General features: G+C 65.4%; 11 protein-coding genes. 3 read left to right on the forward strand and 8 right to left on the reverse strand.

Features of this window, described 5'->3' with window-relative positions; genetic code table 11:
* Positions 1-4: 4 nt before the first annotated feature.
* Positions 5-781 carry a hypothetical protein gene (locus tag ASD71_RS11015; RefSeq protein ID WP_056563278.1) on the reverse strand — a complete coding sequence of 259 codons (777 nt, stop codon included), beginning with the start codon at positions 779-781 and terminating at the stop codon, positions 5-7.
* Positions 782-1,077: 296 nt separating this feature from the next.
* On the opposite strand from ASD71_RS11015, the gene ASD71_RS11020 reads away from it, so the two are divergent.
* Positions 1,078-1,932: an inositol monophosphatase family protein gene (locus ASD71_RS11020; RefSeq protein WP_056563280.1), complete on the forward strand. Its 855-nt coding sequence runs from the start codon at positions 1,078-1,080 to the stop codon at positions 1,930-1,932.
* A 160-nt stretch (positions 1,933-2,092) separates the two neighbouring features.
* Here ASD71_RS11020 and ASD71_RS11025 read toward each other — a convergent pair whose 3' ends face one another.
* From ASD71_RS11025 to ASD71_RS11055, 7 genes are all read right to left on the reverse strand, one after another.
* Complete coding sequence (locus ASD71_RS11025; protein WP_056563283.1) at positions 2,093-2,911, reverse strand: NAD-dependent protein deacetylase; 819 nt, start codon at positions 2,909-2,911, stop codon at positions 2,093-2,095.
* Positions 2,912-2,967: 56 nt separating this feature from the next.
* Positions 2,968-3,915: a serine O-acetyltransferase EpsC gene (epsC, locus tag ASD71_RS11030; protein WP_056563286.1), complete on the reverse strand. Its 948-nt coding sequence runs from the start codon at positions 3,913-3,915 to the stop codon at positions 2,968-2,970.
* A gap of 182 nt (positions 3,916-4,097) precedes the next feature.
* Positions 4,098-5,180, reverse strand: a complete 1,083-nt coding sequence (galE, locus tag ASD71_RS11035) for a UDP-glucose 4-epimerase GalE (protein ID WP_056563289.1) — start codon at positions 5,178-5,180, stop codon at positions 4,098-4,100.
* A 12-nt stretch (positions 5,181-5,192) separates the two neighbouring features.
* Positions 5,193-6,860 (reverse strand): glucose-6-phosphate isomerase, encoded by a 1,668-nt coding sequence (pgi, locus tag ASD71_RS11040; RefSeq protein ID WP_056563292.1) that lies wholly within the window; start codon positions 6,858-6,860, stop codon positions 5,193-5,195.
* A gap of 13 nt (positions 6,861-6,873) precedes the next feature.
* On the reverse strand, positions 6,874-8,271 hold the full coding sequence (locus tag ASD71_RS11045) for a phosphomannomutase/phosphoglucomutase (protein ID WP_056563294.1): 1,398 nt from the start codon (positions 8,269-8,271) through the stop codon (positions 6,874-6,876).
* A gap of 21 nt (positions 8,272-8,292) precedes the next feature.
* Positions 8,293-10,554 carry a GNVR domain-containing protein gene (locus tag ASD71_RS11050; RefSeq protein ID WP_056563297.1) on the reverse strand — a complete coding sequence of 754 codons (2,262 nt, stop codon included), beginning with the start codon at positions 10,552-10,554 and terminating at the stop codon, positions 8,293-8,295.
* A 65-nt stretch (positions 10,555-10,619) separates the two neighbouring features.
* Positions 10,620-11,756 (reverse strand): polysaccharide biosynthesis/export family protein, encoded by a 1,137-nt coding sequence (locus ASD71_RS11055; protein ID WP_056563300.1) that lies wholly within the window; start codon positions 11,754-11,756, stop codon positions 10,620-10,622.
* 242 nt (positions 11,757-11,998) lie between these two features.
* Between ASD71_RS11055 and ASD71_RS11060 the strand changes: the two genes are divergently transcribed.
* Positions 11,999-13,408 carry an undecaprenyl-phosphate glucose phosphotransferase gene (locus tag ASD71_RS11060; protein ID WP_056563302.1) on the forward strand — a complete coding sequence of 470 codons (1,410 nt, stop codon included), beginning with the start codon at positions 11,999-12,001 and terminating at the stop codon, positions 13,406-13,408.
* A 46-nt stretch (positions 13,409-13,454) separates the two neighbouring features.
* Positions 13,455-13,907 (forward strand): GDP-mannose mannosyl hydrolase, encoded by a 453-nt coding sequence (locus ASD71_RS11065; RefSeq protein ID WP_056566764.1) that lies wholly within the window; start codon positions 13,455-13,457, stop codon positions 13,905-13,907.
* The last annotated feature ends 2 nt before the right edge of the window (positions 13,908-13,909 follow it).

Here is a 13,909-nt window from a genome sequence, read left to right on the forward strand (position 1 = left end):
CGGGTTACTTCGTGAACTGCATGTTCATGCCGAAGAACACCTGCCACTCCGGCTGGCCCGGCCCCCGGCTCGCCACCGACACCTGTGGTTCCAGGAAAAAATTGAGCACCGTATGGCCGCGCCGGACCACCTGGCCGATGCCGAGCCCGATGGGAATGCTGTAGGCGTCGTTCTGGAAGTTGTAGGACCAGATCGGCGTCGAGCGCAGATACGTGCCGCCGCCAAGCTGATAGAACGCGAACGGCTGAAACGCCCCGATGTTCACGCGTGAGCGGTTGCTGCTGCCCGCGAAGCTGGCTTCCCACGTCAGCAGATAGCCATATTGGAACTTGCGCGAACTGGCGTCGAACAGCACGTTCACCAATCCCGCGGACCACTTCTCGCTGCCCAACTCCTTCTTGCTGGCCGTTGGCGCGGTGATCTGCGGACCGATGCCGAAACTCACATCGGGATTACCCACGTCGATGAGATAGGCGGCGAACATGTTGAGATCGCCAGTGCCGGTCTTCTGGCTGCCGGTCGGCGTGGTGGGAAAGCTGTTGATCGGCAGCGATCCCCGGAAGATCCAGTCCGTCTTGCCCAACGAAAACGGTTGCGCATACCGCACCCAGAACTGATTCGCGCTGTCTTGAAAGCCGGACAGATCGCCGATGTAGTAGTTCTGAAGGTTGAATGCGGTCATATTGGCCAACGGGTTGTTGGCCTGGGCAGCGTCTTCCGCAGCCGCGGCACGTGCGATCGCGGTCAGCACGAGGCCAACTGCGGCATGTTTTTTCAGCATGGCGTCACCTCTGCAACGTGATAGGGAAACGTGGGCGAGACGAAACCGGTGCGCCGGCGGGGCGTTGTAAAAAACGCAGTCCCATCGGGCAAAAACTCACGTAGATACGGCGAACGAGGCAAGGCTAGAAAAAACCGCCACGCGGCGCCAGATGCGGCTGTCAGGGTATGGCTGGCGCAGCCGCCCTGCCTTGCGCGGCGCAGGCCATCCGGTGGACACACGGCCGATGCGCGCGCACCGATCGATCGGATACCATCCGGGCATGTTAGATTTGCGCGTTCCGTGGACGAGTCCGTATGAGCAGAACTTTCACCCTTGAGGACACCCGCAAGCTGGCGGCCATCCTGGCGGAAACCGCGCAGACCGAGGTCATGCCGCGTTTTCGCAACCTGCCCGAAGGCGCAGTGCGGGGCAAAAGCTCGCCGCGCGATCTGGTCACCGATGCCGACGAAGCCGCCGAACGCCTGATCGCCGCACGCCTGTCCAAGCTGCATCCCGGCGCCGTGCTGATCGGCGAGGAAGCCTCCGCGCGCAATCCCGCCCTGTTGAACATGCTGGTCGACGCCGACCTCGCCTTCCTGATCGATCCCATCGACGGCACGCGCAACTACGTGGCGGGCCTGCCGCTGTTCGGCATGATGATCGCGGCCTGCCATCGCGGCGACGTGATCGCAGGCGTGATCTACGACCCGGTCAGCCGCGACAGCGCGCTGGCCGTGCGCGGCGAAGGCGCCTTGCTGGAATTCGAGAACGGCAAGCGAGTGCCGCTTGCCGTCGCCAGTCCCGCGCCCCCGCAAGACATGGACGGCCTGATCTCCACCGGCGCCCTGCCCGAGCCGCTGCGCACCACCGTCAACGGCAACCTGTCCCGGCTGGGCAGCACGGCCTCGCTGCGCTGCGCAGCGCACGAATACCGCATGCTCGCGGCCGGCCATTGCCATGTAGCGCTGTACAACCAGCTCACCGCGTGGGACCACGCCGCGGGCTGGCTGCTGCACCGGGAAGCGGGCGGCTATGCGGCGCATTTCGATGGTTCGCCCTACAAGCCCACGCACCGCACGGGTGGCCTGCTTTATGCGCCCGACGCCGGAAGCTGGCACGCGGCGCGCAAGGCGCTGTTGGGGGACGCAATGGAAGGCACGGAGACTTGACAACGCCGTCGGGATCACCCCAAAAAACTGGGGTTATCCCTAGGAGTTATCCCCAGTTCCTGTGGACAACCCTATGGAAAGGTCTGTAACCGGCCGAAAAAACCGTTGCCGGGCAAGCACTTGCTTAGACCGGTCAAAAACCGGCCGCCGCCGCTTCTTTCTAAAGCGCTTCCAGCGCCAGTGCGCAGGGTTGTTCCACTTTCAGGGTCAACAGGCTGTCGGCGCGGGTGCGTCCCAGGTTGATGGCGGCGATCGGCAGGCCCATGCGCGAGGCAGCCGTCACGAATCGGTAGCCGGAATACACCATCAGGGATGAGCCCGCCACCAGGACGGCGTCGGCGCTCTCCAGGCCGGCGTTGGCGCGCTCCACGCGCTCGCGCGGAACGGTCTCGCCGAAGAACACCACGTCGGGCTTGACGATGCCGCCGCAGCGCGGACACGGCGGCACCGCAAACCGCGAGAAATCGTGGCCGTCCAAATCGGCGTCGCCGTCGGGCGCGTCGCTGGCTTCAAGCTGCATCCAGTCCAGATTCAACGCGTGCAATTTTTCCTGCCAGTCGTGGCGGCCGCCGCGCCAATCGCAGTTCATGCAGCGCACGGCATCCAGCCGTCCGTGCAGGTCCACGACATCGCGGCTGCCCGCGGCCTCGTGCAAGCCGTCCACATTCTGCGTTACCAGCACGGCGACGTGACCCCGGTCCTGCAGGCGAGCCAGCGCAAGATGCGACGCATTGGGTTTGACGTGGCCAAAGCGGCGCCAGCCCACCATGCTGCGCGCCCAATAACGCGCCCGCGAAAGCTCAGCACCCATGAACGTTTGCAGCGTCATGGGCGGCTGGCGTTTCCATTCGCCTTCGGTATCGCGGTAGTCGGGGATGCCGGAATCGGTGCTGACCCCGGCCCCGGTCAGGACGAAGAGCCGCGGATGGCGGTCGATGAAGCCGCGCAGCGCGGCCAGCTCCGGAAGTGCTGTATCCAATCCTCGCTCCTCAGTCCCGCCGCCGTGCGCCCATCATGCCGCGCGGCCCGCAGCGTTCAACCGCCCAGCCCGCAATCGGGCATGTCGCTGACCAGGCTGGCCTGCGTCACGTTGCTGCCCGGCGCCACGCTGCGCGTGAGCCAGACGTTGCCGCCGATGGTCGAGCCCTTGCCGATGGTGACGCGGCCCAGGATCGTGGCGCCCGCGTAGATCACGACGTCGTCCTCGATCAGGGGATGGCGCGCCAGGCCTTTCTTGAGTTCGCCATTTTCGCCGGGCGGGAAACGCTTGGCGCCCAGCGTGACCATCTGGTAGAGCCGCACGCGGTCGCCGATGATGGCGGTTTCGCCGATCACCACACCCGTGCCGTGGTCGATGAAGAAGCTGCGGCCGATGGTCGCGCCCGGGTGGATGTCGATGCCGGTGTCGGCATGGGCGATCTCGGCCACGATGCGCGCCAGCATCGGCACACCCAGGCGGTACAGGACGTTGGCAAGGCGGTGATGGATCATGGCCGCGACGCCCGGATAGCACAGCAGGACCTCGTCCACGTTGTGCGCGGCCGGATCGCCCTGGTAGGCGGCCATCACGTCCAGATCGAGCGCGGCGCGCACGGCCGGCAGCTCGGCGCCAAAGCGGCGCACGATCTCGGTGGCGCGTTGCTGGGTGTCCGCGTGCTGGGCCGCATCATGCCGGCCCTCGTATTGCAGCTCCAGACAGACCTGGTGCAAAAGCGCATCGAGCGCGGCGCCGATGGTGTGGCCGACGTAAAAGTCCTCGACCTCTTCGCGCAGGTCGATGGGACCCAGGCGCATCGGGAACAAGGCGCCGCAGAGGTCCTTGACGATCTGGCGCAGGCTTTCCTGCGAAGGGAACTCACGCAGGCCGGCGTCGTCGCGCAGCCGGCCGCGCGGTCCGCGCCAGGCGACGCGCGCATCGCGCAGGCCGGACACGATGCCGTCCAGATTCCAGTGCGCCGTGGGGAAATAGCTGGGGCCGCTCATTGCCGGGCTCCGGACGGGGAGCCGGCAGTTCCGGCAGACGGATGGATAACGAACATGGTTTTGCCTCGCTGACGGTGCGAAGCCCCCGGCGCCATGCCCCGGGGAATGCTGCTTCGCAATAATTCCGTCAACTGTAACCGCTCTGGCGTATCCGCCGGAAGTCCTCCGACACGGCGTTGGGGTTATGCCGCGGCCGATACCGAGACGGAGACCGAGACCAACCCCGGCTCCGCCTCATACCCTTGCGGGTTGCCCTGCTGCCAGCGCCAGCCATCCGCGCACATGGATTCCACGTCGTGCGTGCTGCGCCAGCCCAGCAGCGATGCCGCCAACGCAGGATCGGCCCACATGCGCTCGACGTCGCCCGCGCGACGCGGCAGGATGCGCAGCGGGATCGTGCAGCCGTTGACCCGTTCAAACGCGCGCACGAGTTCCATGACGCTGGTGCCCTGTCCCGTGCCCAGGTTGACCGCCACGAAGCCGGGATGGCTGTCCGCGTAGGTCAGCGCCTGCACATGGCCGCGCGCCAGATCCATGACGTGCAGATAGTCGCGCACGCCGGTGCCATCCGGCGTGTCGTAGTCGTCGCCGAAGATGCGCAGGAACGGTTGGCGTCCCACCGCCACTTGCGTGATGAACGGAAAAAGATTGTTGGGCAGGTCGCGCGGGCTTTCGCCGATCATCCCGCTGGGATGCGCGCCGATCGGGTTGAAGTAGCGCAGCGTGACGGCGCTGAACGCCGGATCCGCCACGCACACGTCCCGCAGCATGTCCTCGACCATCAGCTTCGTGCGGCCATACGGATTGGCCGGCGCCAGCGGATGGGCCTCGGTGAATGGCAGGTATTGCGGCTCGCCATAGACCGTGGCCGACGAGCTGAAGACCAGCCGCGACACGCCCGTCTCGCGCATGGCGCGCAAGAGGACCAGTGAACCCTGCACGTTGTTGTCGTAGTACTTGAGCGGGTCCGCCACCGATTCGCCCACCGCCTTGCAGCCGGCCAGATGCAGCACGGACTGAACCGGCGTGCCTCGCGCGGCCGCATCTGCCAGCACGGCGGCCACCAGGCCGCGCGAGCGGATGTCGCCTTCGATCAGCGGGATGGGCGTGCCGCAAAGCTGTTCAACCCGGCGCACGGCCTCGCGGCTGCCGTTGCTGAGGTTGTCCAGCACGATCGGCCGCAAGCCGGCGGCGATCATCGCCACCAGCGTATGCGTACCGATGTAGCCGGCGCCGCCCGTCACCAACACTTGCGTGTCCGGCATGTCCACGCTCCGTCAGAGATGGGCCGTCATGCCGGGCACCCACGCATGGCGCGGACGCGGGGCTTGCGCATGGCTGCGGTAGCGGTCGATCCAGTACGACGTGGAGGCGTCATGCCCCCAATCGACCACGCCCGCCGACACCGGCACCGCCAGCTCGCGCTCGATGCCGCTGGCAAGCCGCTTGCCCAGTTCAACGCCGTACTGGTCGAAGGGATTGATGCCCCAGACCACGCTCTGCACGAACACCTTGTGCTCATACAGGGCAAGCAGCGCGCCCAGACCGCGCGGATCAAGCTGGCGCAAGACGATCAGCGTCGACGGCCGGCCGCCCGGATGCACCATGTGCTGCGCCAGCGTCAGCGCGCGCTCCTGGTTGTCGATGTGCGCCACGTCCAGCAGCGCCTGCTCCAGGCTCTTGCCGCGCAGCAGCGCCTGGCGCTGCGCCAGGCAGTTGGCCAGCAGCATGCGATGCGCATCGGGGCTGTCCGTGTGCCCTTGCAGGCTGGCGATGAAGTCCACCGGCGCGCCTTCCTCGCTTTGATGCAGCCACTGGAAGAAGGTGTGCTGGCCGTCGGTGCCCGGCATGCCCCAGATGATGGGCGCCGTCGGCACGCCGACCGCGGTGCCGTCGCCGGCGACCCGCTTGCCCAGCGATTCCATCTCAAGCTGCTGCAGATAGGTCACAAGATGCAGCAGGCGTCCGCTATAAGCCGCCACGTTCAGCGAGTTGAATCCCAGCACGCTGCAATTGACCAAGCCGGCCAGCGCCAGCTGCACCGGCGCATTGGACGCAAACGGCGTCTGCAGGAAATGCTGGTCCATGGCCTCGGCGCCCGCCCGCATGCCGATCAGCACGTCCACGCCCACCGTCAGCGCGATCGACAGGCCGGCCACCGACCAGACGGAATAGCGTCCGCCCACCCAGTCGCACATCTTGAAGACCTGGCTGGACGGCACGCCCAGCGCGCGCGCGGCCGGCGCATTGGCGGTGACGGCCGCCAGATGGTCGGACACGTCGGCCACGCCCCCCTGCTTGAGCCAGGCGATGGCGGCGCGGGCGTTGTGCAGCGTCTCTGCGGTAGTGAAGGATTTGGAGGAGATGACGACCAGCGTGCGGCGCGGGTCCAGCCCGGCCACGGCGTCATGGAAGGCGTGGCCGCAAATGTTGGACACGAAACGGATCTGCCGCCGTTGCAACGGTCCGCCGAAGGCCTGCACCGCCAGGCGCGGGCCCCAGTCGCTGCCGCCGATACCGATGTGCAGAACGGTGGAGAAGTCTGCCGTCTGGTCCACGCGCCGCACGAAGTCGGTCATGCGCGAATACTCGCAAACGGAATCCGCGTCCTGCCCTTCCGGCTGCTCGCGGGTACGCCCCGCGCGCAGCGCGGTATGCCATGCCGCCCTGTTTTCAGTCCAGTTGACCGGTTCCCCGGCAAACAGCGCACGGCGCGCCTCGTCCAGTCCGCGCGCCTGCAAGAGCGCCTGTCCCGCGCCGTCCAGCGACGCCGACTGGCGTTGCATGGTCAAGTCCACGCACAATCCGGCCGCTTCGATCACTTTGAGCGCACTGGCGTCCAGTTCAGCGTTTTGCGCAGCCTGCGCGAAAGCCACCCACTCGGGGCTGTTTGCCAGTCCGGAGTCTGCCCTTAACGCCTCAATCGACTGTTGAGCCTTTCCCATCGCGTGATGCTCCTTAGAACGGTAAACGAATGTGAGGTGCAATGCGCCTGAACGCGTTGCGGAAGTCCTCCTCGATACGAGCCAGCGCGGCCACGTTGTCTCCTTCGAACCGGAGTACCACCGTCGGTGTGGTGTTGGACGGCCGCGCGAGGCCAAAGCCATCTGCGTAGTCCACACGGATCCCGTCGAGCTCGTTGATCGACACTGCGCCCGGGAACTCCCCTTGATCGCGCAACGCCTGAACCAGCTCAACGCCTTCCGTGGTCTCCAGTTTCAATTCGGGGGTGGCGCAGGACTGCGGCAAGCTTTCCAGCAAAGCCGAGGGGTCCGGCGCCGACGAGAGGATTTCCAGCAGGCGGGCGGCGGCGTAGATGCCGTCGTCAAAGCCATACCAGCGCTCCTTGAAAAAAATGTGGCCGCTCATCTCTCCAGCAAGTAGCGCTCCCGACTCGCGCATCTTGGCTTTGATTAGGGAATGCCCGGTCTTCCACATGGTCGCCTTGCCGCCCGCCTCGGTGATGGCGCGCGCCACGTGGCGGCTGCATTTGACGTCGTAGATGATCTCGGCGCCCGGGTTGCGCGCCAGCACATCGCGGGCGAACAGAATCAGCTGGCGGTCCGGCCAGATGATCTGTCCCGATTTTGTGACCACGCCCAGCCGGTCGCCGTCGCCGTCGAACGCCAGGCCGACCTCGCAGTCCGAATAGCGCAGGCAATAGATCAGGTCCTGCAGGTTGTGCGGATCGGCCGGATCGGGGTGATGCCCCGGAAATGACCCGTCCACCTCGCAAAACAGCTCCGTCACCTCGCAGCCGAGCGCCCGGAAAAGCGCCGGCGCCACCGCGCCCGCCACCCCGCTGCCGCAGTCGATGGCGATCTTCATGGGCCGCGCCATGCGGACGTCGCCCACCAGGCGCGCCGCGTAGCACGGCGTGATCTGCATCTGAGTGCGGCCGCCGGGCGTCGGCGCGGAGTCGATCGGCTGGCGCATCGCGTCGCGCAGCGCCGTCAGGCCGTCGCCGTACAGCGAGTTGCCTTCCATCACGATCTTGAAGCCGTTGTGCGTGGGCGGATTGTGGCTGCCCGTCACAGCGATGCCGGTCCCCGTGTCCATCAACCGGGCCGTGAAATACACCATGGGCGTAGTCGCCATGCCGATGTCGATCACGTGCATGCCGGCGGAGCGCAGCCCGGCCTGCAGCGCCGCGGACAGCTCGACGCTGCTCAGCCTGCCGTCCCGCCCCACCACGATCGACCGCACCCCCTGTGCGTGCGCCTTGGCGCCCACCGCCATCCCCAGGCTGTGGGCAAACCGTGCATCCAATTCATCCGGTACCGTTCCCCGTATGTCATAGGCCTTGAAGACCGCGTCCAGAATTTGCGGCGTGTCCCAGCCAAAAGTTCCGTGCATGCCAGTTTCTCCGTGTGGCGTTCACTTGGGACCGTTCTGTTTGAAATCACCGTAGTACGCCGCACGGGAGTAGCGATAACCACCGTACTTGGACCGGAAGCCGAAGCGTTCCGGCAGAAGCTTGAGACCGTTGAAGACCACGCCATCGACCGGCGCACCCGCCTGGATCAGGCGCTTGGCGGTTTCGCGGATCTCGCCCACCGTGTTCATGCCGGACCGCACCACCACCATGACCGCCGCCGCATGCGTGCCGACCACGGCCGCATCCGGCGACGACAGCACGGGCGCCGTGTCCAGGATCACCATGTCGTACTGCGTGGCCAGTTCGCGCAGCGTCTCGCCGAACACGGGCGACGCCAGCAGTTCCGACGGGTCGAAGGTGACGGCGCCCGTGGCGATGAAGTCCACGCCTTCGGACACGCTGTGCTTCCTGACGCGGCTGAGCGGGATCGTGCCGGTCAGCACTTCGAACAGGCCGTCTTCCTTCGGCACGCCGAAATAGCGGTTGAGCTGGCCCTTGCGGAAGTCGGCATCGATCAGCAGCACGCGCTTGCCCACGCCGCCCTGGATGAAGGCGAAGTTTGCCGACAGGAAGGACTTGCCCACGCCCGCCACCGGACCGGTGAACATGACCATGTTGTTGGCGGACTGGCGCAGCGACGCCTGCAGCACGTTGCGGAAGGACCGCAGGCTTTCGATGGGTGGCGAGTTGCCCTGGCTCTGGGCCAGCAGCGCAGGCACGGTGGCGTTCTTGCGCCGGCTGCGGCGCCACAGCTTGTCCTGCACGTCGCTGTACGGAATGGCGGCCAACACCGGCAGGCCGGTATGGCGCTCGACGTCTTCCGGCTCGGACAGGCCGCCAAACAGGGCGTTGCGCACGAACGCGCACAGCATGGCGAAGATCAGGCCGATCGCGGTGGCCACGCCGATGATGATCGCGCCCTTCGGACGCACGGGCTTGTCGGGCTGCACGGCCGCATCCAGGATGCGCACGTTGCCCACCTTGCCAGCGCGGATCAGCTTGAGCTGCTGCGTGTTGTTCAAGAGCGCCGTGTAGAGCTCGGTGTTGACGCGCACGTCGCGCACCAGGCGCACCACGTCCTGCTCCAGATCCGGAAGCTGCCTGATGTTGTTGCCCAGGCGGTTGACGTCGCCCGTCAGCGATGCGATCTGGCGGTCGATGCCAACGATGCTGGGGTGCGTCGGCGCAAAGCGCGTGATCAGCTCCTGGCGCTTCTGGCGCAGTTCCATCACGCGGGTCTGCGCATCGACCGACTGCGCGAGGATCAGCTTGGCTTCTTCGCTCAGGTCGATCGTGCCGCGCTTGTTGCGCAACTGGTTGTACTTGGTTTCAGCGGCGTCCAGCTCGGACTTCAGCTGCGGCAGCTGCTGCTCCAGGAACACCAGCGACTTCTCGGCCTGCGCAGATTTGCGGTTCACGTTCTGCTGCACGTACTCCTGGCCGATCTGGTTCAGCACCGCGGTGGTCAGCGCCGGATCGTTGCCTTCCAGCGTGACGCCGATCACGCCCGAGGCGCGGCCGCGTTCAAAGATGCCCATGCGCGACTGCACGTTTTCAATGGCCGCCAGACGCGAGCTGCGCGACACCGTGAACTCGGTGCCGGGACGGCCCGACAGCGCGTCGACGTGCACATCCATGGCGCCGCCGCCCGGCAACAGGAAGCGTTCGGGCTTGCCCACCGTGCCCGTGAAGGTTGCCCCCGTCAGCTTGTCGCTGAGCGTGTAGCGCCCCTCGCCCAGCGTGGTCAGCCGGAACGGCTTGCCCAGCCACTCGTTGGGCACGTCCAGTTGCGAGATCGCAATGGTCTCGCCGCCCCACGCATAGCCCCCGCGCGGCAAGCTGGTCGGATACGGCAGGCTTTCGTAGCGCTGCGCCAGCCATTCGCCCACGACGGGGAAATAGCGCGGCTTGGCGTGGATGTACAGCAGGAACTTGTCGACGGCCGGGCCGACGACCATGCGCGAGCGCAGCACTTCCATTTCGCCCGACGCTTCCGCCTTGGTGTCGAACATCGATGAGACATCGCCCAGCAGGCTGCGGGCCTGGCCGTTCGGAAGCTCCTCCTCGACCTGGACGATGATGTCAGCCGAATAGACCGACGGCGTCACCATCACATAGGCCAGCGCGCCGAGAAACGCGAACATGGTGATCGCAATGATCATCCAGCGGTTGGAAAAAATGGCGTCCACGTGAGACGACAACGGTGTTTCCTGCTGACGGGCCGGGACTGACGGCTCGAACGATTCGATGGGCAACGACATGCAGCTCTCCAGGAGAGGGCGCCGCTGCGGATGCGGCGCCCCCAAAGGCGGGGTTTTGAGGCGGACTAATCGATGGACCTGACGGTCTGTACGGTTTGCGCGCTCGGGAAGAGGTTGCTGATGAAGCGGTTCCACCGCACCAGACCGGCCGAATCCACGAACACGACATCCTTGGGTTGCAATTCAAACTTGGCGCCTACCGCCAGCGCCTGCGGCGATGCGGCGTTCAGGTGATACACCAAGGGCTTTGCCTCCTCCGTGGCGCGCACGACGAAAATCTGCGAGGTATCGGCGGTGGTCTGGTTGGGCCCGCCTGCGAGGCCCAATGCCTCGGTCAGCGACAAGCGTCCATCACGCATGACGGAAGCGCCGGGGATGAACACTTCACCCATTACGAACACCTTGCTATCGTCGCGCGGCGTGACTCTCACGATGTCCCCTGCCTTGAGCATGACTTGATTCAGGTCCTGGCCGCGCTCGATCAGCGCGGGAAGGTTCACGCGAGTACGTTTTCCATCGCGGATCACATAGACCGAGCTGCGGTCTCCGGTCGGTAAGATGCCTCCGGCCCTGTTGAGCGCTTCCAACAGGGTCATGGGCACATCGTTGATCGCAACCGTGCCCGGCGTCGTCACCTCGCCATCGACGAAGATGCGCTTGCTGCGGAATCCCAGAACGCGTACGGTGATCTGCGGGTCCTGTATGTACTTGCCCGAACTATTGACTATGAGATTGCGCGCCTGCAGTTCAGTCAACCCCGCCACTTTCAGCAGTCCCGTATACGGAAACTGGATATATCCAGTGGATGAGACCGTATAGCCCGGAATGCCCGAGGCGGTATCCCCAATAGCTAATTCCGTTGCCCCAGATCCGATGGCGTAGGTTTGCGTCGGAAGGACGAGCTCGGGGTGATCCCACACGACGATGGAGAGGATGTCTCCCGGCCCGATGAGGTAGGGGCCCGGCTTGCCGACGAGGTGGCCAATGCCTTCGTTGTCGAGCAGCGCTTCACGCGCGCGCTGTTCTTCAAGAACGAGGGACGGCGTGATCTGTTTGATGACGGCCTTCGAGTTCGGGTCCAGCGGATCCGCGAGTTGGTTGGCGCTGAACGTCATACCGGGAGATAAGGCGCAAGCGCCCAGCGAGGACACGAGCGCGATAGCGGCTATGGCTCGGCTCAACGTTCCGAAAAATGTAGTCATGGCGAATCCACTGTGAATGACTTCGTTGCCTGGAAAGGAGCCCGATGCGTAACGGGTTGCGACATTCCACACTCTTTTCCTAGGCCCGCACATTCGACGGATGCCCTAAGCCTTCTCCTACATCGTTTGGAGGTTTCGGGTGAGTTGCGCACTCAATAAGATTTTGTCGGTAGCCACATGCTTTGCGGCACTGCACAGTTTTTGCTTGCCGCAAGGCGCTCCCACCCGAACAGGAGTGCGCGATGGACCCGTCCCAAACGGACACGTCGGCAAGGTTCAGCGGGGCAAGTTATCTGTATCGCTTGCTCGACGCCGCGATCGTCATCACCTGCGGCCTGACTGCCACCGGCTTGAAATTCTCGGAAGATGCTTTCACGGATCCTCCGCAGATTCATTTGTTCCTGATCTATCTGTGCGGCCTGGGCGTGATCGCCGTCTTCCCGGCCTTCCGCCTGTATGTGTCGTGGCGGGGACGCCTGCTCACCGATCTGGTGGTGCGCAGCCTGGCTGCGTGGGCCACCGTGTTCGCGTTGGGCATCTTCGTCAGTTTTCTCATGCACCAGACCGGCGCGATATCCCGCTTATGGGCTGCAACCTGGTTCGGCATGGCGGCGCTGGCGCTGGCCGGCGTGCGCATCGCGGTCTATGCGGTGCTGGGCGCGGCGCGCGATCGCGGCATGGACAAGAAGCGGGTGCTGCTCGTGGGCTTTGGCGCACTGGGTCACGACATGTGGCGCCGCGTGGAAAAGTACCGCGAGGCCGGCTATCAGATATTGGGGATCTACGCCGAACCGCATGAGATCCTGCCGCCGCAGGTCCGCCGTCTGCACGATCTGGACAACCTGACCGACTTCGTGCGCGAAAACAAGGTCCGGGAGATCTGGATCGTGCTGCCGATGGAAGCCGGCCAGGAGCTGCGCGAGGTGCTCTATCACCTGCGCAACGACCTGGTGGACATCCGCTGGATTCCCGATGTGATGTCGATCCAGCTTCTGGGCCATCGCATCGGCGAATTCCTGGGACTGCCCGCAATCCAGTTGAACAGCCTGCCCGCGGCCGGCGTGCGCGGCTGGGCAAAGGAAGCCTTCGACCGCAGCTTCGCGTTGTGCGCGCTGATCGGATTGGCGCCCGTGATGCTGACCGTCGCCGCGCTGATCAAGCTGACGTCGCGCGGCCCCGTTTTCTTCACGCAGCCCCGGCTGGGCGTGGACGGCAAGGTGTTCCATGTCTACAAGTTCCGCACCATGACCGTGCACCAGGAACAGGGCGTGGTCACGCAGGCCACACGTAACGACAACCGTGTCACGCGCATTGGGGGTTTCTTGCGGCGCACCAGCCTGGACGAGCTGCCGCAATTCCTGAACGTGCTGATGGGCGACATGTCGGTGGTGGGCCCGCGCCCGCACGCGCTGGAGCACAACGAGATGTACAAGGACCTGGTGCAGCGCTACATGATGCGCCACCGCGTCAAGCCCGGCATCACCGGCTGGGCGCAGGTCAATGGTTTTCGCGGCCAGACCGACACGCTGCGCAAGATGAGCGACCGCGTCGAACACGACATCTACTACATCCAGCATTGGACGTTCAGGATGGACCTGCTGATCATTGCGCGCACCGCGGTATCGGGTTGGACGGGCCGCAATGTCTACTGAACCGTTGGGATGGCCCGTGCGCGAAGCGCCGGCACCGCGTCGCGGCATGCTCGCCCGATCGGACTTCCGCCAGGCGGTGGAGATGCTGCCCCTGGTGTCGATCGACCTCTTGCTGCGCGACGGCGCCGGCAACTACCTGACCGGCCTGCGCGCCAATCCCCCCGCCCAGGGCGCTTGGTTCGTGCCCGGCGGCCGGATCCGCAAGAACGAGTCCCTGCGCCACGCGCTGCACCGCATCGTCCACGACGAGCTGGGCCTGTCGCTGCCCGATCTGGAGTGGACGCCGCGCGGCGTGTACGAGCACTTCTATGGCACCAATTTCGCGGGTGAGGCGGGACGCTCCACCCACTACGTCGTCCTCGCGTATGAGGCCGAGCTTTCTCTGGATACCGCAAGCCTTCCCCTGGCCCAGCACAGCGGCTACCGCTGGCTGCCGCGGGAAGTGATCGCCGCCGATCCCGGCGTGCATCCGTACACCCAGGCCTACTTCAAGGAGTGAGA

Source organism: Achromobacter sp. Root565 (genome assembly GCF_001427425.1).
GTDB classification, from domain to species: domain Bacteria; phylum Pseudomonadota; class Gammaproteobacteria; order Burkholderiales; family Burkholderiaceae_B; genus Achromobacter; species Achromobacter spanius_D.